Annotated in this window: 17 protein-coding genes; 9 read left to right on the plus strand and 8 right to left on the minus strand. The window is 46.4% G+C overall.

Annotation, left to right across the window (positions count from 1 at the left end; translation table 11 throughout):
• Position 1 precedes the first annotated feature (1 nt).
• From AC1DCV_RS00465 to AC1DCV_RS00485, 5 genes are all read left to right on the plus strand, one after another.
• Complete coding sequence (locus AC1DCV_RS00465) at positions 2-2,524, plus strand: glycoside hydrolase family 95 protein (RefSeq protein WP_477021367.1); 2,523 nt, start codon at positions 2-4, stop codon at positions 2,522-2,524.
• Positions 2,521-4,362 (plus strand): alpha-L-fucosidase, encoded by a 1,842-nt coding sequence (locus tag AC1DCV_RS00470; protein ID WP_477021368.1) that lies wholly within the window; start codon positions 2,521-2,523, stop codon positions 4,360-4,362. The genes AC1DCV_RS00465 and AC1DCV_RS00470 overlap by 4 nt, the downstream gene beginning before the upstream one ends.
• Before the next feature lie 8 nt (positions 4,363-4,370).
• Positions 4,371-6,170 carry an alpha-galactosidase gene (locus AC1DCV_RS00475; protein ID WP_477021369.1) on the plus strand — a complete coding sequence of 600 codons (1,800 nt, stop codon included), beginning with the start codon at positions 4,371-4,373 and terminating at the stop codon, positions 6,168-6,170.
• A 4-nt stretch (positions 6,171-6,174) separates the two neighbouring features.
• The gene (locus AC1DCV_RS00480; RefSeq protein ID WP_477021370.1) at positions 6,175-7,341 is read left to right on the plus strand and encodes an alginate lyase family protein; all 1,167 of its coding nucleotides are present in this window, start codon (positions 6,175-6,177) and stop codon (positions 7,339-7,341) included.
• A gap of 101 nt (positions 7,342-7,442) precedes the next feature.
• The gene (locus tag AC1DCV_RS00485; RefSeq protein ID WP_441572738.1) at positions 7,443-7,679 is read left to right on the plus strand and encodes a hypothetical protein; all 237 of its coding nucleotides are present in this window, start codon (positions 7,443-7,445) and stop codon (positions 7,677-7,679) included.
• Here the strand turns inward: AC1DCV_RS00485 and AC1DCV_RS00490 are convergent, their stop codons facing one another.
• Positions 7,680-8,978, minus strand: a complete 1,299-nt coding sequence (locus AC1DCV_RS00490; RefSeq protein WP_477021371.1) for a hypothetical protein — start codon at positions 8,976-8,978, stop codon at positions 7,680-7,682. It abuts the gene before it with no gap.
• A gap of 108 nt (positions 8,979-9,086) precedes the next feature.
• On the opposite strand from AC1DCV_RS00490, the gene AC1DCV_RS00495 reads away from it, so the two are divergent.
• Positions 9,087-10,091 (plus strand): FecR family protein, encoded by a 1,005-nt coding sequence (locus tag AC1DCV_RS00495; RefSeq protein ID WP_477021372.1) that lies wholly within the window; start codon positions 9,087-9,089, stop codon positions 10,089-10,091.
• Positions 10,092-10,099: 8 nt separating this feature from the next.
• Here AC1DCV_RS00495 and AC1DCV_RS00500 read toward each other — a convergent pair whose 3' ends face one another.
• The 4 genes from AC1DCV_RS00500 to AC1DCV_RS00515 all read right to left on the minus strand — a co-directional run bounded on the left by AC1DCV_RS00500 (position 10,100) and on the right by AC1DCV_RS00515 (position 13,946).
• Positions 10,100-10,570 carry a MarR family winged helix-turn-helix transcriptional regulator gene (locus AC1DCV_RS00500; protein WP_477021373.1) on the minus strand — a complete coding sequence of 157 codons (471 nt, stop codon included), beginning with the start codon at positions 10,568-10,570 and terminating at the stop codon, positions 10,100-10,102.
• A 280-nt stretch (positions 10,571-10,850) separates the two neighbouring features.
• Positions 10,851-12,026, minus strand: coding sequence for a mannonate dehydratase (uxuA, locus tag AC1DCV_RS00505; RefSeq protein ID WP_477021374.1), 1,176 nt, complete (start codon positions 12,024-12,026; stop codon positions 10,851-10,853).
• Between the two features lie 84 nt (positions 12,027-12,110).
• Positions 12,111-13,439: a glycerate kinase type-2 family protein gene (locus AC1DCV_RS00510; protein WP_477021375.1), complete on the minus strand. Its 1,329-nt coding sequence runs from the start codon at positions 13,437-13,439 to the stop codon at positions 12,111-12,113.
• A 63-nt stretch (positions 13,440-13,502) separates the two neighbouring features.
• Positions 13,503-13,946, minus strand: a complete 444-nt coding sequence (locus tag AC1DCV_RS00515; RefSeq protein ID WP_477021376.1) for a hypothetical protein — start codon at positions 13,944-13,946, stop codon at positions 13,503-13,505.
• 196 nt (positions 13,947-14,142) lie between these two features.
• Here AC1DCV_RS00515 and AC1DCV_RS00520 point away from each other — a divergent pair, with 196 nt between their 5' ends.
• Both AC1DCV_RS00520 and AC1DCV_RS00525 read left to right on the plus strand, forming a co-directional pair.
• On the plus strand, positions 14,143-17,190 hold the full coding sequence (locus tag AC1DCV_RS00520) for an amidohydrolase family protein (protein ID WP_477021377.1): 3,048 nt from the start codon (positions 14,143-14,145) through the stop codon (positions 17,188-17,190).
• 63 nt (positions 17,191-17,253) lie between these two features.
• A complete protein-coding gene (locus AC1DCV_RS00525; RefSeq protein WP_477021378.1) occupies positions 17,254-18,555 on the plus strand; it encodes an amidohydrolase family protein in 1,302 nt (433 codons plus the stop codon).
• Between the two features lie 72 nt (positions 18,556-18,627).
• Here AC1DCV_RS00525 and tyrS read toward each other — a convergent pair whose 3' ends face one another.
• Positions 18,628-19,908, minus strand: coding sequence for a tyrosine--tRNA ligase (tyrS, locus tag AC1DCV_RS00530; RefSeq protein ID WP_477021379.1), 1,281 nt, complete (start codon positions 19,906-19,908; stop codon positions 18,628-18,630).
• A 184-nt stretch (positions 19,909-20,092) separates the two neighbouring features.
• Here tyrS and AC1DCV_RS00535 point away from each other — a divergent pair, with 184 nt between their 5' ends.
• Positions 20,093-20,788 carry a TapB family protein gene (locus AC1DCV_RS00535; protein WP_477021380.1) on the plus strand — a complete coding sequence of 232 codons (696 nt, stop codon included), beginning with the start codon at positions 20,093-20,095 and terminating at the stop codon, positions 20,786-20,788.
• Between the two features lie 72 nt (positions 20,789-20,860).
• Here the strand turns inward: AC1DCV_RS00535 and rfbD are convergent, their stop codons facing one another.
• Positions 20,861-21,727: a dTDP-4-dehydrorhamnose reductase gene (gene rfbD / locus AC1DCV_RS00540; RefSeq protein ID WP_477021381.1), complete on the minus strand. Its 867-nt coding sequence runs from the start codon at positions 21,725-21,727 to the stop codon at positions 20,861-20,863.
• Positions 21,728-21,736: 9 nt separating this feature from the next.
• Entirely contained in the window at positions 21,737-22,297 is a 561-nt protein-coding gene (gene rfbC / locus AC1DCV_RS00545) for a dTDP-4-dehydrorhamnose 3,5-epimerase (RefSeq protein WP_477021382.1), read from the minus strand.
• Positions 22,298-22,332: the final 35 nt, after the last annotated feature.

Raw genomic sequence — 22,332 nt, forward strand, 5'->3', positions numbered from 1 at the left:
AATGATAAAGTATCTGTTAGCATCTGCTGTAATGCTTTTTGCGCGCAACACCTATGCCGCGCCACCTGAAGACTCTCTGCTGAAACTCTGGTATAAACAGCCTGCCCAAAACTGGGTAGAGGCATTACCGGTAGGAAACGGCCGTATCGGCGCCATGATGTTTGGTGGCGTGCAACAGGAAGAACTGCAACTGAATGAAGGCTATCTCTGGTCAGGCGTGCCCCGTGATGGCAACAATCCGCAGGCAAAAGAAACACTGCCGGAAATGCGTAAACTGTTGTTTGAAGAGAAATATACAGAGGCGAATGTGCTGGCAAAAAAAATGATGGGTACCTATAGTGCCCGTTATCTTACGCTGGGCAGCCTGCTGATTGATAACGATATACCACAGGAAGCAATACAATATAAGCGCGAACTGGACCTGAATAAAGGAATAGCACGGGTAAGCTATGTGGCTAACGGCATCGCATATACGAGAGAAGTATTTTCCAGCTATCCACAACAACTGCTGGTGATACGCTATACTGCCGGTAAAGCCGGACAACTAAATTTCAGTACCCGTTTTGCCAACGGCATGCCGCATACCAATAGCGTACTGAATAATCATTACCTGGTGATGAAAGGCAGATGTCCGGAATATGTGGCCGCCAGACCTTATGAGTCTAAACAGATCGTGTATGGCGAAAAAGGTATTAATTATGAAGTACACCTGGATGCCCGTGTTAGCGGTGGACAGGTAAAAACAGATACCGCTGGTGTACATATATCCGGCGCTACAGAAGCCCTGTTGTTATTATCTGTTGGGACGAGCTTTAAAGATGGCCAACCCAATGGTAACGATGAGCATGCCGCCGCAGCTGCGCCACTGCTGAAAGTGGGCAATTATGCACAGTTGCTGCAGGCACATTTGAAAGACTATACCGCATTATTTAACCGCGTAGCTATCAACCTGGGTGTAGACCGTGATGCAACGCTGCCTACAGACGAACGTCTGAAAGTATACACGGAGCATGGTGGTAACCGGGATCCACAGTTAACCACGCTGTTGTATCAATATGGCCGCTACCTGATGATAGCGGGTTCCCGTAAAGGCGGACCGGCTATGAATCTGCAAGGATTGTGGAATAAGGAAATGCAACCGCCATGGGGATCTAACTATACAATTAACATTAATACTGAAATGAACTACTGGCCATCTGAAACGGCTAACTTATCAGATTGCGGTATTCCTTTATTTCAGTTTATTAATAAGCTTTCGCAGAGCGGACGTGTAACCGCTGCCGTTAACTACGGCGCAAAAGGTTGGACCGCGCATCATAATTCAGACATCTGGAATATGACCAATCCCGCTGGCGGCATAGATTTCAAAGACCCCAACGGTAATCCCAAATGGGCTATCTGGCCTATGGGCGGCGCCTGGCTTAGTCGCCACCTGTGGGAACATTACCAGTTTACAGGTGATAAAAAGGCGCTGCAGCAAATGTATCCCGATCTGAAAGGTGCTGCGGAATTTATGCTGGACTGGCTGGTGAAAAACGAAGCCGGACAATGGGTGACCAATCCTTCTACTTCTCCGGAAAATAACTTCCGTATCGATGGCAAAGCTACCGGTACGGTGAGCATTGCTTCTACCATGGACCTGTCGATCATTCATGACTTGTTTAACAACACCATACAAGCCGCTACAGTATTACAGCAGGATGCGCTACTGGTAGCACGTATCAAACAAACCATGTCCGAAATGTATCCTTTTCATACGGGGCAGTATGGTCAATTGCAGGAGTGGTACAAAGACTGGGATGATCCGCAGGACACCCATCGTCACGTATCTCATTTGTATGGCCTGTTTCCGGGTAATTTCATTTCTCCACGCAGGGATAGCATACTCGCGGCTGCGGCTAAACGTAGTTTATTATTGCGCGGCGATGGTGGTACCGGCTGGTCTAAGTCGTGGAAAATTAACTGGTGGGCGCGGCTGGAAGACGGCAACCATGCTTATACCATGTTAAACAAACAATTATTCCTTGCTGGTGGACAAACCGTGAGTGTAGCGGATAACAGCGGAGGTTCTTATCCTAACCTGTTTGATGCACATCCCCCGTTCCAGATAGATGGCAATTTTGGTGTGACCTCTGGTATTACGGAAATGTTGCTGCAAAGTCATGACGGCGTAATATACCTGTTGCCTGCACTGCCGGATGCATGGCCTGCCGGGAACGTAAAGGGACTGAAAGCGAGGGGAGGCTTTGAAGTAGATATGGAGTGGAAAAACGGACAACTCACCCATGCCGTCATCAGATCTGCTTTGGGTGGTAATTGCCGTATTCGTACACGCATTGCGGTGAGAGTAGATGGTAAACCGGCGAAAGCTGCAGTGGGTACCAATGATAACCCATTCTACCAATTACAGGTGCCAGGCAAAACGGTAGTAAAAGACCCAACGAAATTGCCAGTGTTGCAGTTGGAAAAAGTATTTGAGTATGATATTTCAACTGCACCTGGTAAAACTTATCATATTTTATGAGTATCAGGAAAGGGCTACTGAGTGTAGCCGTTAGCGTGATAGCTTATTCTGCTGTAGCGCAGGTAAAAGGAGATGATGAAGGCATACTGACACAGCGCGCCGCTACACGCGACAGCATCGCAGTGAGTACTGCTGTGAATGGCTGGTGGAAAGCATCTATGAAAAATCATGATGCACGTATTGCCTGGTGGCGGGAGGCTAAGTTTGGCTGCTTTATTCACTGGGGAGTATACTCTGCTGCTGGTGGAGAATGGAAAGGAAAGAAGGTGGATGGCTATGCAGAGCACCTGATGAGAAAAGAAAAGATCAGCCGGCAGGAGTACGCCGATCAGTTGATAAAAACATTTGACCCTGTTCACTTCAATGCTGAAGCCTGGGTACGCATGATTAAAGCGGCAGGCATGAAATACCTGATCATCACCGCCAAGCATCATGATGGAGTAGCCATGTATCCTACCGCCATCGGGAATTATCATATTCAACAGGACCCACTGGCGGCGCTGTCTGCCGCGTGTAAAAAGTATGGCATCCACTTCGGTTTTTACTACTCCCATGCGTTCGACTGGGAGCATCCTGATGCGCCGGGTAATGACTGGGATTATAAAAATCCGGGAGGAGATAAAAACCTGTATGGTGGCACCACCTGGTATGATGCACATCCCGAGCTGCTGCCTAAAGCAGTGAAGTATGTGAATGAAAAAGCGATCCCGCAGATTGTAGAATTGCTCAAAAGATATCATCCGGATATTTTATGGTTTGATACACCACATAAATTACCACTGAGTGAAAACATCCGGGTATTACAGGCTATCCGTGCAGTGGATAAAAATGTAGTGGTGAATGGTCGTTTGGCCAGGAGTAGCCATATTTCTTTTGGGGATTATATCAATACTTCCGACAGACCCGCGGAGTTTTATCCCGTTACCGGTGACTGGGAGGCGATTCCCACCACCAATGAATCCTACGGTTACTCAAAATATGACAGCAGTCATAAACCCGCTTCTTTCTTTATCCGTTTGCTGGCTAAGGCGGCAGACAGGGGAGGGAATCTGCTCATGAACATCGGACCAGAAGGAGATGGCAGTATTGATCCGCGGGACACGATCATACTGCATACCATTGGTAGCTGGATGCAACAGAACGGAGAAAGTATTTACGGCAGCAGCAGTAGCCCGCTGCCGGTGCAGCCCTGGGGCGAAAGCACCCTCAAGGGCAACAAATTATACCTGCACGTTTTCGACTGGCGGACGGCCCTTTATGTAGGTGGTCTGGAAAGTAAGGTGAGTAAGGCTTACCTGCTAAGTGACAGCACTAAAAAAGCGTTACCGGTACAACGTAAAAATGCAAAGGACATCTTAATAACCGTGCCTGCAGCAGCACCAGATAGCATTAGCAGCGTGGTAGTGCTGGAAATGGAAGGTATTAAAACAGATACGGTGCGTGTGCTGGATACACAGGATATTACTAACGTATTGAGGGCATTTGACGGCATACTTCATGGTCGTGGCTGGCAGAACGGCGATGGCAAGAAGGCCGCGTATTTCGTACATAACTGGAAAGATACCACGCAATACGTGAGTTGGAAAGTTCGTACAGTGAAAGACGCCACTTATCAGCTCGGTATAAAGTATACTGCGGATCAGTCAGCAGCAGGGAATTACAGTATTCGTGTAGGCGATAACGTTATTACCGAAGATGTTCAGCCGGCAAAAGTAATAGTGAAACCATTGAAGGCAATTTATCTCCCTGCAGGTGAGTATGAAATAACTATCAGGGCGAATGAAATTAGAGGGAGTGAGTTGATGAAATTATTTGAATTAACAATGCAACCAAAATAATATCCACGATGAAAAAATGCAACTTGCTTTTACTGTGTTGTTTGCTGTGCAGTGCTATCACAGCCATGGCAGGAGATCCGGAGCGGTTTGTACAGGCATTGAAAAATAGTACGCCGGTGGCGTATACCGCTGATGGTCGCCCGGCGCCTTCATTTATTAAAGTGATCCGTAACTGGAAAGGAGAGCTATGCGAAGTGCGTGTAGTCAATACCGGTAGTACACCCGTGCGATTGAAAGAAGTGATCACAGGCGCTGTGGGTAAAATACTTCCGGCGGCTACACCTTTTTACGCAGAAGGCTTTCAGATGCTGACTCAAACAGCCGGTACACTGGCTAAGCCGGAAAATCTGGGGAACTACACAGATGCAGGGCATTACAAAATACCACAACCGGATGGCTACCTGGCCGTATATAACCTGTTGCGTTTATATCCTGCCGGCGATGTACAGTTGCTATTGGGATATACTTCCGGCAAACGCTTTGTAGGCAAGTTTTATTTATCTGCCGATACCATTAAAGTAGTGACGGACCTGGAGAACCTGGAATTGTTACCTGGCACCACTTTTAACCTGGAAGAGCTGATGCTGGGCACCGGCAAAGATGGTAATCAGTTGCTGGATCGTTTTGCAGATCGTATCCATCATTTTCATCCCCGCCTGGAATTTAAACAACCACCTACCGGTTGGTGTTCCTGGTATTGCTTCGGTCCTAAAGTAACGGCGCAGAATATTTATGATAACCTGGATTATATCAAAAATAATATCCCGGCATTAAAGTATATACAAATCGATGATGGATATCAGCCGCATATGGGCGACTGGCTGGAAGTGGGTAATTCCTTTGGTGGTAATGTACAGCAGGTACTTCGCAGTATCCGTGACAAAGGATTTGAACCGGCTATCTGGGTGGCGCCATTTATATGCGACAGCAATTCGACCATCTATAAAAATCATAAAGACTGGCTGGTAAAAGATGCGACTGGCGCACCGTTGCGCAGTGACCTGGTTACTTTTGGTGGCTGGCGCTGGAAGCCATGGTATGTACTGGATGGTACAAACCCGGCGGTACAGCAGCACCTGGAGCAGTTGTTCCGCACCATGCGCAACGACTGGGGTGTTACTTATTTTAAGCTGGACGCCAATTTCTGGGGCGCTATTCATGGGGGCTATTTTTACGATAAGCAGGCTACCCGTGTGGAAGCTTATCGTCGTGGCATGGAAGCAGTGATCAAAGGAAGCAAAGATGCATTTTTACTGGGCTGTAATCATCCGCTGTGGCCTTCTTTAGGCCTGGTACATGGCAGCCGCAGTTCTATGGATATCAAGCGTAACTGGACGGTGTTTGAACGCTCGGGCCGCGAAAACCTTTATCGTGCCTGGCAGAATGGCCGTTTGTGGTGGAATGATCCGGATTGCCTGGTGTTAACAGGCGCCATGCCGGCTAATGAATTTAACTTCCATGCTGCTTTATTATACGCTACAGGTGGTATGTTGCTGAGTGGAGATGACCTTACTAAAATATCACCCGAACGACTAAACGTTTTGAGGAAAGCAGTGCCACCAACCGCTAAAGCAGCCGCTTTTGAAAATACAGATTTCGAAACCGGAAGGGTCACTACAGCGGGAGGACAACAGGTGATCTTACTCAACTGGCAGTCATCTCCCAAAAAAATATCCGTAAAACTCGATAAAACGTACGAGGTAACAGACTATTGGACAGGCAAGGTGTTAGGTAGCTTCAGTGGCAATTTCGCCCTGGAATTAGCCGGCCATGATGGACGCGTATTATCATTAACCCCAAAAAAATAGGGCCATGCGTAAACATACTACCTGGCTGTTGGCATTGTTGTTAAGTGTAACGTATGCTGCCAATGCACAATCGCCTTTCGTGAAGCAGCTAATAAAAGATACCCGTCCCGCTATTGTAGCCCGTGCCAAATGGGCTCTGCAGCAGGCGCCGGAAACAATTACGGCTTTCCGTTGCGATCGGAGTGCGGGCGGTTTGCATGATTTTTATTCTGAAGGAGATTACTGGTGGCCGGATCCGGCGCATCCGGATAGTCCTTACATTCAAAGGGATGGACAAAGCAACCCCGACAATTTTGTTGCGCACCGGCTGGCGATGATAAAGTTGAGTCGCGTAATGGGCGCACTGGCAGCGGGGTATGTGGCTACGAAAGACAATACCTATCTGCAACATGCACTGTTGCATGCAAAGGCCTGGTTTGAAGATAGTGCTACCCGCATGAATCCTTCCCTGTTATATGCACAGGCAATAAAAGGAAGGGCTACCGGCAGGGGCATTGGTATTATCGATACTATTCACCTGATGGAAGTAGTGCAGGCATTAAGCATTATGGAAAAGGCGGGAGCTATTCCACCCGCTGATCTGCAAGCTTTCAAAGACTGGTTTAGTACTTACCTGGAATGGCTTACCACGCATCCTTATGGCAAAGATGAAATGAATGCTGCCAACAATCATGGTACATGTTGGGTGATGCAGGTAGCAGCTTTTGCCCGGTTTGTGAACAACCGGGAGCTGATGGACTTTTGTATAAACCGGTATAAAACGGTATTGCTGCCAGGGCAAATGGCAGCTGATGGCAGTTTTCCGCGGGAGTTGAAACGTACTAAACCTTACGGTTACTCGCTGTTTAACCTGGATGCTATGAGCACTGTTTGCCAGTTGCTGAGCACTAAAGAAAATGACCTGTGGCAGTATACCCTGGAAAATGGCCGGAACATCGGCAAAGGCATGGCATTCCTGTCTCCCTATGTAAAAAATAAAAATGGCTGGCCTTATGCCCATGATGTGATGTACTGGAATAACTGGCCGGTAGCGCAGCCATTCCTCATTTTTGGCGCTGCTGCCCTGAAAAATGGTGAATATTACCGTTTATGGCTGTCCCTGGACCCTGATCCCCGGGAAGAAGAAGTGTTACGTAACCTCCCTGTAAGGAACCCTGTGATCTGGTTCTGAGCACTTTAGAATTTACAATTAATTAAGATTCGGATGGTATATTTTGTTAATGTAAATGCTTAACTTTAGGGGACTATACACTATGTTTAAACTTTAGAGATATGAGTTGGATGGACGACTTGTATGTAATTTACCAGAAACTGGATGCCACCGGTTGTCAAGAGGTAAAGCATAACATTCTTAAAGCCCAGATTGACGGCTGTAACAGAGGTGAAATTTACTTCCTGGTATTACAACAATTGGTACGTATTAAAACAGATAAGGCACCTGTTTATGAATTGATTAAAGGAGAAGTGGAAAATATTATCCATTGTAGTAAAGGACAATACCTGAGTTAATTATTTTAATTCTTCTATCAGTTTCTGCACTTTGAGGTAATTAGGGGCACCGGGTGGAATTTTCAACAGCCACTCCAGGCATTGTTGCTTGCGCCCTTCTTTCAGATAACTCAATGCCATATAAAAGGCTGCTTCATTACGAAGATCGCCGCTGTTGTTATAAACAGTGAGGAGATCTTTACGTGCATTTTCCAGCTGGTTTTGGTCTATCAGCGCTACACCACGATAATAGCGGGCGTATAAGTTGCCCGGATTGATGTTGAGTGCATTGTTCAGCAATACAACGGCTTCATTGAAATGGCCGTGGTTAAACTGTATAATGGCTTCTTCCGGCAGGCGTAAACTGTCGATATCCGGTATCTGCATTTCTGTAGAAGCAAACTGCCGGTAAATATTTTTACTCCACGGACTCACATACAGCAGGATTGCCATGGCTGCTGCTATCATTGCTGTCAGTATCACGTAATTACGAATGGGAATGGTGGAGTTGTCTTTCAGGGTATACCAGGCATTGCGGTGGGTAAACAACAGATGTTGCAGTTCATCTCTGCTGGTATCACTACATATTTTTTGTGCCAGCAACTGCCGGACGACATCAAATCTTTTCACCTGTTGATTCAGCAATGCATCTGTTTGCAAGCGTTCTGTGAATGCTTTGCGGTCTGCCTCACTCATTTGTGCGCTCAGGAAGCGGTCTGTTTCCAGCAGGTCTTTTTCAGAAAGACTGTTGGCTTTCAGTTTTGTATCGATATCTCTGAACAGGCTGCGGAAGCAGGCAGTTCTGCGTTCGGGTAATTCAGCAACGGGTATTTTAGTTTCAGCAGCAATGTCTTCCTGCAGGCAGCCCTCAGTCAGCGACCAACGGAGCAGTTCTTTGCATTCATCGGATAATGCGAGGTAGTAGTGATAGGCCAGTCTTCTTTTTTCTCCTTCTTTCAGTACGTCTTCCACATCCTGGATATCATCCCTGCTCATGGTAGACAATTCTTCTGCTTCCAGTCCCGGGATACGCTGTCCCCGTCTTTCCAGTTCCTGTTCCCAGACGCGCTTGCACAATAGTTGCAGAAAGGGTTCGAAGTCGGTTACTTTGAGAGGGTGACGGCGGGCAAAATAGTAGATATCCATGAGGGCTTCTTCAAAGATATGGGCGGCATCTTTTACATGACCGCTTTTTTGGAGAATAAATCGCTTTTCCTTGGAAGCAAACCGCTGATAAATACTTTCTATTACTGCTGGCTGATGGTGAAGCAATCCCTCAATATATTCCTGGTCGTTATGAATTAAAGGTTCAGGTGACATACATATTGTTTTTGCCTTGTTCGTCTTTACTAAAAATATTAAACCTTGCCGAAGTGACCTAATTATTTATTCTGTCTGCAAATGCGATGCCTGTGCGGCGGAACTTGTATGGAAGTTAAGTATCTTGCCGGACATACCAGCTATAGCCGACAGTACCCATTTAATATGTATCAACCGCAGCAGGATGTCAGTGACCTGATATCAAGATATATACAGTCTCCGCAAGACCCGCTTTTACAGGAACAAATAGCTGCGCTGATCGCTGCTGGTCCTGAGCAGGCGGCGTATGTGGAACGGCGGTTGACCGACTGGCTGGGGGAAGGCATTCCTGTTGTTGTTATACCTGCCACTCCTGTTGTTCCTGTGTTGCGGGAACCTAAGGCCCGCTCTTTTCACCCGAAGTGGGTAGTTTTGGCAACAGTTATTGTACTCGCTCTGGCCGGATTTATTTTTTATAAATGGCGTCCCGAGGGCAGCATGTTGCACTACGTTAATCATACCGGCCATATTGATACCCTACGCCTGGCAAAGGATAGCCGGGTCATCACCAATAAGGAAACAGCGATTTCCTATGCGGCTAAGTTTGATGTAACACCACAGCTGCAGATGGTGAATGGTGACGCCTATTTTGAAATCAGTCGACCTGCGCGTATCCGCATGCAGCTGGATGAGCACACTGTGTTATATACTTCGAATGCCGCATTTAATGTGCATAAAACGGCTACGCTATCCCAGGTATTCGTGGTGAAGGGAAGAGTTACCCTCGTGCCGGATAAGGGCAATAAGATGCAGCTAACGGCCAATATGCAGGCAAAACGGGAACTGCATCATCCATTACAGAAGAAAACGGTAAAAAGTCAGTCGCAGCTGGCCTGGAAAACGGGGCACCTGAAGTTTCGAAATATTCCGCTGGAAGAAGTGCTGGATGCAGTGAATGGCTACTACGGTCTGGAAATCCTGGTGCCACCTTCGGCGGGTAATCTATATAAACGCAGGCTCACCGCAGATTTCGAAAATAAATCTGCTGATGAAACACTGGTCATATTACGTACAATGCTGAATGTGCCTATCGTGAAAGATAGTGCGAACAGGTATTATGTAAGCATGAAATAACCCGCAGATCAATCCAATTTTAAACCTGCATTTAATTTTTTGAGGATGGCTTTCAGTTCTGTGAGTGCGTCGGTTCCGATAATGCTTTCATACAACGCCTGTATTTCATCTACCCCTTCATACACGCTGATCATAAATTCTTTTCCTTTTTCTGTGAGGAAAATGATGCTGGCGCGGTTATCAGTATCGTGTTTGCGGGTGCTGATATAGTTTTCTGCTTCCAGGTTTTTCACCACCTTACTCATGGCTTGTTTGCTGATACGTGCCTTTCTGGCGAGGTCGTTGTTGATAGTGCCTTGTGCATCTATATGCACCAGTAATACCATGTCTCCCAATTTAAAATTCTTGTATCCGCGTTCCTGGATTCTTTGGGTAATACGCAGGTCTATATCTTTTTTGAACAAGTTAATCAGGCGGGCGAGGCTATCAGGTCTTTTGGCCAGGCATGCCTCGTATCTCGCATCGACAGTTGCGCTCATCGTATTGTAGGTTTAGTAAAAGTGTACAGTTGATAAAATCTCGTATCCTGATGCAATGCTACAAAAAAGCAGTGATTTTTTCGATTATAAAAAGAAAGACCCAACCGTGATGGGTGGGTCTTTTATATTTTAACGAAGCAGTGTCATTTGTACGCGTAATCAGCCATTACGGTATGTGTTCAAATACGCTTTCTGCTCTGGTGTAGCATCTCAGTCCGACGATGGTATTGCTTATCCCCACCTTTACTCGTTGTGCAGACCTGATGCTGGTAGATGTCAGTCAATCAGAGCCTAAAGCCCCCGCGATGCCCATTTCCAGGCCACGCAGCTCTGCCAGGCCGCGTAAACGGCCGATGGCGCTGTAGCCAGGATTGGTTTTTTTATGGAGGTCATCCAGCATCTGGTGTCCATGATCCGGTCGCATAGGAATGGAAACATTGCGGCGTTTCATGGTGGTGAGGATGTTTTTCACTACAGCAAACATATCTACGTCGCCTTCCAGGTGGTTAGCTTCGTGGAAGTTGCCCAATGCATCCCGCTGTGTGCTGCGGAGATGGATGAAGTGAATATGATCGCCCAGGCGTTCTATCATGCCCGGCAGATCATTGTCGGCCCGTACCCCATAGGAACCTGTGCAGAAGCACAGGCCATTAGACGCATAAGGTGCTGCTATCAGCAGTTCCCGGGCATCCTGCTCCGTGCTTACCACGCGTGGCAGTCCGAAGATAGGAAATGGAGGATCATCCGGATGGATGGCCAGTTTTACCCCTGCTTCTTCTGCAATAGGTACTATTTGCTGGAGGAAATAGAACAGGTGCAGTTTCAGCTGGGTGGCATCAATGCCTTTGTATTTATCTAATGCCGCCTGGAACTGTTGCAGCGTAAAGCTTTCTTCAGATCCGGGTAATCCGGCAATAATATTTTTTTGTAACAGGGTACGATCTTCATCGGTCATGCTGTCGAAATGCTCTTTCGCACGTGCAATGTCATCGTCACTGTAATCTTTTTCTGCATCTGGTCTTTGCAACATGAACAGGTCGAACGCCATGAAGGCTGCTTTTTCAAAGCGCAATGCTTTGGAGCCGTCTTCTACGGTGTAAGAAAGGTCTGTGCGGGTCCAGTCCAGTACAGGCATGAAATTGTACGTTACCGTACGTATGTCGCATGCAGCCAGGTTACGCAGGGTTTGCTGGTAGTTGTTGATATAATCTCTAAAACGCCCGCTCTGCGTTTTAATATCTTCATGTACCGGCACACTTTCTACGACTGACCAGGTAAGACCTGCCGCTTCGATGATGGCTTTCCGCTTTAATATCTCTTCTCTCGTCCATACCGCGCCATTAGGTACATGGTGCAATGCAGTAACGATTCCGGTAGCTCCTGCCTGTTTTATATCAGACAAGCTTACCGGATCATTAGGCCCGTACCATCGCCATGTCTGTTCCATTCTCAGCATAATGCAAATACGTTTAGTAAATCCAGAATTTCTAATTCCAAACCCCAAAAATATAATCTATCCACACATATACAAACTTTGATTTTAAATTTTGGGGGTATCTGTGGTGATGAGCAGGATCATCAGATCCATTACATTGGTTTGAGTAGGCCCTGTAATCATTAGCCCGCCTGCTTTTGAGAAGAAATGCCATGCATCATTGTTCTGCAAAAAACTATTTGCATCCAGCTGCATATTTCTGGCATTTTGCATCGTAGATGCATCTACGATAGCCCCTGCCGCATTTGTAGGGCCATCGCTGCCATCGGTGCCCCCGCTTAAAAAAGTGAGTGTTGGGTGGTGAGCGAGTGCAATACCTGCTGCCAGCGCCAACTGCTGATTGCGGCCACCAAGGCCGTTTCCGGTGATGGTGACGGTGGTTTCACCTCCTGCCAGCAAACAGGCGGGAAGGGAACCGGAATAACCGAGCGCTGTTTGTACCAGTGAAGTAGCCACAGTATGTGCATCTCCGTTAATAGTATCTGACAACAGCAACGGATAATAGCCCAGCTCCCGGGCTTTGCCGGCGGCGGCTTCCAGGGCGATGCGGTTGGTGCCGGCCAGGTAGTTATGCACATGCCCGAAATCCTTATCCCCCGGTTTGGGCGTTTCCGGTATTACACCAGCCACTCCATTTTCGATATGCTGCAGGAGAGCAGCGGATATTTTTTCGGGGAGATGATATTTGAGAAGTACCGCCATCGTGTCGGCAAAGGTAGACGGGTCGGGCACTGTGGGGCCTGACCCTATCACACTCAGATCATCACCCACTACATCGCTCAGGATAAGGGTACATAACGTAGCCGGATATATGCTTTTTGCCAGCTGTCCGCCTTTGATACCCGATAAATGTTTGCGGACCACATTCATTTCGCGGATATCCGCACCACTTTTGAGCAGTGCTTCAAACAGTTGTTGTACTTCCTCCAGGTGACTGCCCCCCGGTACATCGGCCAGCAGGGCGGAAGCACCACCCGATAAAAGGAAAATAACCAGGTCAGACGGCTGCACCTGCGCGGCGATGGTCTGTAGTTTAACGGAAGCGGCTACACTGTTTTGATCGGGTACCGGATGCCCCGCCTCCAATAATCCGAGCTGTTGTAACGGTAACGCATGCCCGTATTTGGTGATGACCATTCCTTGCAGGGGGAAATGGGGGAGCAGTATTTTCTCCAGTTCCTGGGCCATCGCGGCAGCAGCTTTGCCCGCTCCCATGACCCATACACGGCCATCCTCCGGGATCTCATAATCATCTCCCGAAATAGTGATTATACGGGAGCCCGGCTGCACCTGCACATTTTTCCGCATCAGCTCCTGCGGATGCACTGCTGCTACGGCATGCAAAAAAATATCTTTTATATCCGCTGTTGTCATCCGTTTTGGGAATAAAAAAAGCAGTGAGTTGACTCACTGCCGGTAGGTTTAAATGTAAGTTATTTATTGTTGCGGTGCCGCATTCTTCGCCTCTTTCCTCATTCTCTTCTTTTCCATTTTTTCTTCGAGATGCTCCTTTTTAGTCATTTCCCAGTCGTTCCATTTCTTATACTGGGCGGCTGTAAACACGGTTTTAAAACGCTGGCTACGCTCTGAATCCAATGCTTTGAACTGTGTCATCCGCTCTTTTTTAGTGAGGGCAGGATTGTTTTTTACCGCATCCATCCGGCGCACAATATCTTCATTGATTACATAAATCTTTTTGGACTGCTCTTTATTCAACCCGATTTTATGGGAAATTTTATCAGTTATTTTATCAGCCCTTCCCTCAACACCCCAGCGGCCCGTTGTAGCGGAGCTATCTTTTACCTGGGCAAAAGCGGTGGTCGAAACGGCTACAAAAAAACAGGTTAGCAGCACTTGTATATAAACGGAAATAAACTTCATAGTCAGCAAATATTGAACGAATTTAAACAAACTTAGGATGTAATTCCCTGTCAAATTATCCCTTTTTCGTGTGAATCCAAAATTTTAGGATCGCCTTACCATTCATAAAAAATATCGGGTTTTATTAAACTCCGCCTTAATGATTTACTACATTTAACGAATCAACTAGATCTGAACCGAAAAATTAAAGATTTACATGAAAAGAGCTTTTGAGAAACCCGGGATGGCCCTGCTATCACGGTGTATTACCTATGCCATGAACCGGTATCGCAGTCAGGTGTTTTTGCTGGCTTTACTGGCAACAGGCACCTACGCCAGCGCACAGGAAACTTTTCCAGTAAACGGTATTGCTGACCCCCGGGAAGGATGTTTCGCCTTTACACACGCCACTATTGTAAAGGATGCACAAACAACCCTGCAAAATGCCACCCTCGTGATCCGCGATGGAAAAGTGATAGATGCCGGTCCTGCTGCTGTTATCCCAAAAGATGCAGTGATACTGGATTGTAAGGGAAAGTACATTTATCCTTCCTTTGTGGATATTTATAGCAGTTATGGACTGTCTGATTCGAGAAAAGGCGGCTCCGCCTGGAATGCAGCGCCTCAGTTCCTGTCTAATACCAAAGGAGCATATGGCTGGAACCAGGCTATTAAAAGTGAGGTAAATGCAGTGGATTTGTTTTCGGGAGATGAGGGTAAAGCCGCTCCATTACGGGAAGCCGGTTTTGGCGCTGTACTTACCCAGCAGCCGGACGGTATTGCCCGTGGCACTGCGGCCCTGGTTACCCTGGCCACTGCAAAAGAAAATAAGGTGATCATCCGCGAAAAGGCCGCTGCGGTCTATTCTTTCGATAAAGGTACTTCTACCCAAAATTATCCTAACTCGCTCATGGGCTGTATTGCATTGCTGCGCCAAACTTACCTGGATGCACAATGGTATAAATCCCAGCCAGCCAAAGAAGGTGTGAACCTCAGTCTGCAGGCATGGAATGCTAACCAGCAGCTGCCGCAGCTGTTTGAAGCAGCAGATAAATGGGATGTACTCCGGGCAGATAAAATCGGCGATGAATTTGGCGTACAATACATTATCAAAGCCGGCGGTAACGAATACCAACGTATCCCTGAAATGGCCGCTACCAAAGCTACATTCATTTTGCCGCTGAACTTCCCCGGCGCTATCGACATGGAAGATCCGGGCGATGCCCGTTTTGTATCCCTGTCGGACATGAAACACTGGGAAATGGCTCCATCAGAACCAGGCGCCTTCGAAAAAGCAAATATCCCTTTCTGCTTAACGGCTGCGGATCTGAAAGACGTTAAACAATTTATGGCCAACGTACGCAAAGCCATAGAATACGGCCTCAGTGAACAAAAAGCACTGGAAGCATTAACAAAAACACCCGCCACGCTTTTAAAGGCATATGATAAAGTAGGTAGCCTGGAAGCCGGTAAACTCGCTAACTTCCTCATTGCTTCCGGACCCATTTTCAGCGATAAAACCATCCTGTATCAAAACTGGGTGCAGGGCAACCGCTATGTGATTAAAGCCGACGGCTGGAATGATATCCGCGGTATTTATACTGTGACGCTTACACCAGGCAACAGCTATAGTGTGGATGTAAGAGGTACTGCCAGCGCACCATTGCTGTCTGTTTTGCAGCAAGATACCCTGCCAGGACGCATAGATGTAAATGGAAAACTGGTGTCTATGTCTTTGCCGCTGGCAAAAAATAGCAAGAGCAGCATCCGTTTGAGTGGTATCATCAGTGGCAGCAACTGGACCGGTACCGGCGCTGATACCAGCGGCAACACCGTAAAATGGACGGCCGTATTTGTGAAAACAGCACCGGAGAAAGTTGATTCCGTAAAGAAGAATGCCGCCATCACTTTAGGCCCGTTACTGTATCCTTTTAATGGCTATGGCTGGGATAAACTGCCTAAACAGGAAGACCTGCTCATCAAAAATGCCACCGTATGGACCAACGAAAAAGAAGGTAAACTTGAAAATACCGATGTTTTGCTCCGCAACGGAAAAATTGCACAGATAGGTAAAAATCTGTCTGCCGGCAACGCCCGTGTAATTGATGGTACCGGTAAGCACCTGTCTGCCGGCATTATTGACGAACATTCACACATCGCTATCAGCAGAGGCGTCAACGAGTCATCACAGTCTGTGACTTCAGAAGTAAGGATTGCAGATGTATTGAACCCTGACGATATCAACATTTACCGGCAGTTGAGTGGTGGCGTTACTGCTTCTCATCTATTGCACGGCAGCGCCAATGCCATCGGCGGGCAATCTCAGCTCATCAAACTGCGCTGGGGACAAAATGCGGAAGACCTGAAAGTCACCAACTGGGATCCCTTCATCAAATTTGCATTGGGTGAAAATGTGAAACAATCCAACTGGGGCGATCGTAATACCGTACGTTTTCCACAAACCAGGATGGGAGTGGAACAGATATATACAGATGCGTTTACCCGTGCCCGTGACTATGAAAAACAAGGCGCCGGCAAACGCCGTGACCTGGAGCTGGATGCACTCGTAGAGATTTTGCATCAGCAACGTTTTATTACCTGCCACTCTTATGTACAGAGCGAAATTAATATGCTGATGCATGTGGCAGACAGCTTCCATTTCCGTGTGAATACTTTCACACATATCCTGGAAGGCTATAAAGTAGCAGATAAAATGAAAGCACATGGCGCCGGTGCAGGCACCTTCGCCGATTGGTGGGCGTATAAAATGGAAGTACAGGATGCTATCCCTTACAACGCGGCCATCATGCAAGGCGTAGGGGTAGTAACCGCCATCAACTCCGATGATGCGGAAATGGCCCGCCGCCTGAACCAGGAAGCTGCCAAAACAATCAAATATGGTGGTGTGAGTGAAGAAGACGCTCTTAAAATGGTGACCATCAATCCTGCTAAATTACTACATGTAGATAACCGCATGGGTAGCATTAAAGTAGGGAAAGATGCAGATGTGGTACTGTGGAGCGATAACCCGCTGAGCATCTACGCTAAAGCTGAGAAAACCATCGTAGATGGTATCGTGGAGTTTGACCGCGATAATGACCTGCTGTTGCGCAAACGCATCACCGCAGAACGTAATCGTCTTACCCAGCAATTGCTGACTGAAAAGAAAAAGGGTACACCTACACAGAAAGCGTCTTTTGTGGCGGATGAAATGTACCACTGTGAAGACTTACAGGGTGGGCACCAGTCAGCTGTTGGCTATTAGCTTTTAGCTATTAGTCAGCGATTATTGAAAATATTAAATGCTAACAGCTAAATGCTTACAGCTATGAAAAGTATCATGATTTTATTTGGCCTGGCTATCGCGTTACATACCGCCTATGCACAGGAAACTATATCGCCGGCTGCGCCACAGGATAAGCCGGTATATCTTACCAATGCTACTATTCACGTGGGTAACGGTGAGGTAATCAATAATGGAACGATTGCATTCAGCAAAGGAAAAATTACTGCGGTAGGTAGTAATGTGTCTGCCGCCGGTAGCGATGCTACCGTAGTAGATCTGAAAGGGCAGCATGTATATCCGGGCATCATTGCGCCGGAGTCCCAGCTGGGCCTGATAGAATTTGAAAGCGTACGTGCTACCATTGATGTGAAGGAAGTCGGAGAAATAAATCCATCAGTACGGTCCATTATTGCCTATAATGCGGATTCAAAAGTGATCAATACCCTGCGCTCTAATGGCATCCTACTGGCACAGGTAACGCCGGAAGGAGGTATCATCAGCGGTGTTTCTTCTGTAGTACAACTGGATGCCTGGAACTGGGAAGATGCAGCATATAAAACAGATAATGCCCTGCATTTTTACTTACCCAGCCTGTTGCCCGTAACCAGTGGTGGTGGCGGACGTGGCGGGGCTGCTCCGGCCGTTGATCGCCTGAAAGCTGCCATGGAACAGATTGAAACCGTAAGAACATTTTTCCGCGAAGCAAAAGCATATCAGCAGGAAGCCAAACACACGGCTACCAATCTGAAGTTTGAATCTATGCGCAAGCTGTTTTCCAAAGAGCAAAAGCTTTTTATTCATTGCAACCTGGTGAAAGAAATGCTGATCGCCATTGATTTTGCAAAGGAGTTTAATGTAGACGTCACTATCGTAGGTGGCACTGATGCCTGGCTCATCGCAGACATCCTGAAACAAAATAATGTGCCGGTGATTTTAACACAACCACATAGCTTGCCGGTGATGCAGGACGATGATGTAGACCAGCCTTATAAAGCTGCGGCTCAACTGCAAAAAGCAGGTGTGCTGTTTTGCCTGAGCAATGAAGGCTTCTGGCAACAACGTAACCTGGGCTTTGAAGCCGGTACTGCCAGCGCTTTCGGACTCAGCAAAGAAGAAGCCCTGACCGCGGTGACGCTGAATGCCGCCAGGATATTGGGCATCGATAAAATAACCGGTTCGCTGGAAGCCGGCAAGGATGCTAACATTGCGATCAGCACAGGTGATATGCTGGATATGAAATCCAGCGTGATTACAAAAGCATTTATTCAGGGCAGAGAAATCAACCTGGATAATAAGCAGAAGCAATTGTATGAGAAGTACGAGAAGAAGTATGGATTGAAATAATATGGGTAATGAGTATAAAAAAKAAAGGCTGGTAGTGATACCAGCCTTTTCTGTTTATGTAAGTTTTATACACTATACCGCTTTTACAAGGAAATAACTTTTCCCTTTTTGTAGCAGAATGTATTTATCTCTTAGCAGTGAAGAGGTATTGATCACCATATCAATGCCAGGAACTTTTACTTTATTTACACTGACACCGCCACCCTGCACTGTTTTACGGGCTTCACTTTTGCTCGGGAAAATGCCGGTTTCTGCCAGCAGACTTACAATATCCTTACCGGCTTCCAGGTCTGTTCTGGGTACATCATATTGAGGAACTCCGTCCATTACCTCTATCAGATCTTCTTCAGAAAGTGACAGCAGGAGCGCTTCTGTATTTTTATTAAACAATATGGCAGATGCTTCTACTGCATAATTGTAGCTTTCTTCACCATGTATGAATACCGTTACTTCTTTTGCCAGACGTTTCTGTAGCAGTCGTTGTCCGGGATCCTGCTGATGTTGTGCAATTAATTCTTCCACTTCGGATTGTTCCATAAAAGTGAAGATTCTGATATAGCTTTCTGCATCAACGTCACTTGTTTTCAGCCAGAACTGGTAGAAGGCATATGGAGACGTGCGTTTAGGATCCAGCCATATTGTTCCTGATTCGGTTTTGCCGAATTTGGTGCCATCTGCTTTTTTAATGAGCGGGCAGGTAAATGCGAATGCCTCACCGCGTGCTTTACGGCGCACCAGTTCAGTACCGGTAACAATGTTCCCCCACTGATCGGAGCCACCCATCTGCAGTTTACAGTTTTTAGCGGTATACAAATGATAGAAATCGTAGCCCTGTATCAGTTGATAGGTAAATTCTGTGAATGACATCCCGTTGTCGCCTTCGATTCGTTTTTTAACGGAATCTTTGGCCATCATATAATTTACGGTGATGTGTTTACCGGTATCGCGAATAAAATCGAGGAAGGAAATGTGTTGGAACCAGTCGAAGTTATTCACCATTTCTGCCGCATTGGGTTTGGCAGGATCAAAATCCAGGAAGCGTTCCAGCTGTGCTTTGATACCATTCACATTTTTTTGCAGGGTATCGAGGTCCAGCATTTTTCTTTCTTCCGCTTTAAAGGAGGGGTCGCCTACCATGCCGGTAGCGCCGCCCACCAGCGCGAGGGGCTTATGTCCTGCCTTTTGCAGGTGCACCAGCAGCAGAATAGGTACCAGGCTACCGATGTGCAATGACGCTGCTGTAGGGTCAAAACCAATATAAGCAGTGGTCATTTCCTTTTGCAGTTGCTCTTCCGTTCCAGGCATCATATCCTGTAGCATACCCCGCCAGCGCAGTTCTTCTATCAGATTCATGATTTTAATAACAATTTTTGCAAACCTACATAAAATTAACAGGATTCGTCCATTTTAAGGGAGGGAGGTCAGATCTAACAAATATCTATGTAAATTTATAGTAGCAGCCAGCCGGTTGATTCATCCATCGTAAGGTTAATTCATAAGATATCTATTTTTCATCTTCCCCAAAACACCTTGTTTTATGAAAAGCTTACTTATTTTTTTATTACCCCTATGTTATGTTACACCCGCAATAGCACAGGATTGTAAAGGGTTCTATTACCTGCTGAATAATGCCGAAATTGAAATGACCGTGTACGATGGCAGTGACGTCGCCACTGGTAAAACCATCTATAAAGTCAATAATGTGCATAAAGATGGCGATGGTGTCATATCTGATTTCACCAATACCTATTATGACAAGAATAGTAAGCAGGTAGCCACCAGTACCGGGCATTTCAAATGTAGTGGTAATGGGGCGGCGGTAGACATGAAAATGAATTTTCCATCTATGCCCAACACAACAGACACAAAAATGGAGGGTAAATCTAACGGGGCTTTTCTGGATTACCCTTCTCATATGCAGGTAGGACAGGAACTACAGGGAGGTTCGTATGAAATGAAGAATAAGGTAAAGGGCATGGAAATGGTGCTCAGTTATACTATCCATAACCGGAGGGTAACAGGAAGAGAAAATGTTACCACCGCTGCCGGTAGCTGGAACTGTTATGTTATCAGCTATGACCTTGATTTTCAGATGACAATGATGAACAAAGTCGTGCCCAGGAAGTTTACCGCGGTGGAATGGTTTGCCCCTGCCTTTGGTCCGATAAAGACAGCCTCTTTTAGTGAGGGTAAAAAAATGGGAGGAACTTTAATTACCGGGCTTAAGAAGTAAACTGCCATAAAAAGGTCTGGCATGAAAAGAATTCTTTTCATGCCGGACCTTTTTAATCAGCCTTGTATGGCCTTATATATTTTTCAGGCATTTCGCCAGGCTATCTCTCCAATAGGGGATAGTAATACCGAAAGTACTTTTTATTTTTTCCTTGTTCAATACGCTGTAGGCCGGGCGTTTTGCTGCAGTTTTATATTTGTCAGATGTAACCGGGTGGATAGTGGTGGTTGCATTGGTCATCTCTTTAATAGTTACCGCAAAGTCGTACCAGCTGGTCACTCCTTCGTTACTATAGTGATATACACCTCCAATGGCCACATCTGTATTGGCTGCTTTGTATTGCAATATATCCAGGATGGCTTTGGCCAGGTCACCGGCATAAGTAGGTGTACCTGTTTGATCAAATACAACGGTTAATTCCTGTTTTTCCTCCATTAGTTGCTTCATGCGTTTAACAAAGTTCACCGCAAATTCGGAATAAAGCCAGGAGGTACGGAGTATAATGGTATCAGGGTTGTAGCCTGCTGCCGCAGCTTCCCCACGTACTTTGGAGGCGCCGTAAATGCTCTCCGGATCTGTATCATCGGCTTCTGTATAAGGTACATTTTGTTTGCCGCTGAATACATAATCTGTAGAGATATGCAGTAGTTGCGCCTGATGTTCTGCGCATATTTCTGCGAGGCTCAGCACCGCCTGGAAGTTCAGCAAAAAGGCATTGTCTTCATCTTCCTCTGCTTTATCCACAGCTGTATAAGCAGCACAGTTAATGCAGGCATCAATTTGCTGTGCAGAGAAATAGGCAGCCAGTGCATCTGCATCCGTGATATCCAGGTCCTGGTAATCGGTAAATAACAGGTTAAATTGCGGATAAGCGCCGGCTACCTTTTGTAAGGACTGTCCTAATTGACCGTTTCCGCCGGTAACAAGAATGTTTTTCATAGCAAATGATCAGCTGTTAAAAATAAAATTATGATGTATGTCTGCCAGTGTTGGCAGAATAAGGTCTTTATCAGAAATGATCGCATCTTTCAAATCAATTCCCCAATTAATGTCAAGGGCAGGATCATTATAAATGATACCACCTTCGCTGCCTTTTTGGTAGAAGTTATCGCATTTGTACATTACTTCTGCTGTTTCGCTGATAACAGCATAACCATGTGCAAATCCTTTGGGTACCAACAACTGTAATTTGTTGGCAGCGCTTAATTCGATGGCAAAAGATTTACCGTAGGTAGGAGATCCTTTGCGGATATCCACTACCGCATCAATGATGCTTCCTTCCAGGACTCTTATCAACTTGGTTTGTGCATATGGTTCCAGCTGATAGTGAAGGCCTCTTAAAACACCGTAGGTAGAGCGAGCCTGATTGTCCTGAACAAATTGGTAGGTAATACCCTCTACACTGAAAGTATTGGCGTTATAGCTTTCAAAAAAATAGCCTCGATGGTCGCCATGTACTTTTGGCTCGTAGATTAAAAGGTCCGGTATTCCGGTTTGTTGAAAGCCCATATGGTAATAACTATTTGGCTACTGGTGGCTGATGA

It is taken from the genome of Chitinophaga sp. 10T418, assembly GCF_056394125.1.

Bases quoted from the DNA above. Each gene is read 5' to 3' on its own strand.
- AC1DCV_RS00525 (WP_477021378.1), top strand. From the start codon at position 17,254: ATGAAAAGTATCATGATTTTATTTGGCCTGGCTATCGCGTTACATACC.
- AC1DCV_RS00515 (WP_477021376.1), bottom strand. From the start codon at position 13,946: ATGAAGTTTATTTCCGTTTATATACAAGTGCTGCTAACCTGTTTTTTT.
- AC1DCV_RS00485 (WP_441572738.1), top strand. From the start codon at position 7,443: ATGAGTTGGATGGACGACTTGTATGTAATTTACCAGAAACTGGATGCC.
- tyrS (WP_477021379.1), bottom strand. From the start codon at position 19,908: ATGAATCTGATAGAAGAACTGCGCTGGCGGGGTATGCTACAGGATATG.
- AC1DCV_RS00490 (WP_477021371.1), bottom strand. From the start codon at position 8,978: ATGTCACCTGAACCTTTAATTCATAACGACCAGGAATATATTGAGGGA.
- AC1DCV_RS00500 (WP_477021373.1), bottom strand. From the start codon at position 10,570: ATGAGCGCAACTGTCGATGCGAGATACGAGGCATGCCTGGCCAAAAGA.
- AC1DCV_RS00535 (WP_477021380.1), top strand. From the start codon at position 20,093: ATGAAAAGCTTACTTATTTTTTTATTACCCCTATGTTATGTTACACCC.
- AC1DCV_RS00480 (WP_477021370.1), top strand. From the start codon at position 6,175: ATGCGTAAACATACTACCTGGCTGTTGGCATTGTTGTTAAGTGTAACG.
- AC1DCV_RS00495 (WP_477021372.1), top strand. From the start codon at position 9,087: ATGGAAGTTAAGTATCTTGCCGGACATACCAGCTATAGCCGACAGTAC.
- uxuA (WP_477021374.1), bottom strand. From the start codon at position 12,026: ATGCTGAGAATGGAACAGACATGGCGATGGTACGGGCCTAATGATCCG.
- AC1DCV_RS00520 (WP_477021377.1), top strand. From the start codon at position 14,143: ATGAAAAGAGCTTTTGAGAAACCCGGGATGGCCCTGCTATCACGGTGT.
- AC1DCV_RS00470 (WP_477021368.1), top strand. From the start codon at position 2,521: ATGAGTATCAGGAAAGGGCTACTGAGTGTAGCCGTTAGCGTGATAGCT.
- AC1DCV_RS00465 (WP_477021367.1), top strand. From the start codon at position 2: ATGATAAAGTATCTGTTAGCATCTGCTGTAATGCTTTTTGCGCGCAAC.
- AC1DCV_RS00475 (WP_477021369.1), top strand. From the start codon at position 4,371: ATGAAAAAATGCAACTTGCTTTTACTGTGTTGTTTGCTGTGCAGTGCT.
- AC1DCV_RS00510 (WP_477021375.1), bottom strand. From the start codon at position 13,439: ATGACAACAGCGGATATAAAAGATATTTTTTTGCATGCCGTAGCAGCA.
- rfbC (WP_477021382.1), bottom strand. From the start codon at position 22,297: ATGGGCTTTCAACAAACCGGAATACCGGACCTTTTAATCTACGAGCCA.
- rfbD (WP_477021381.1), bottom strand. From the start codon at position 21,727: ATGAAAAACATTCTTGTTACCGGCGGAAACGGTCAATTAGGACAGTCC.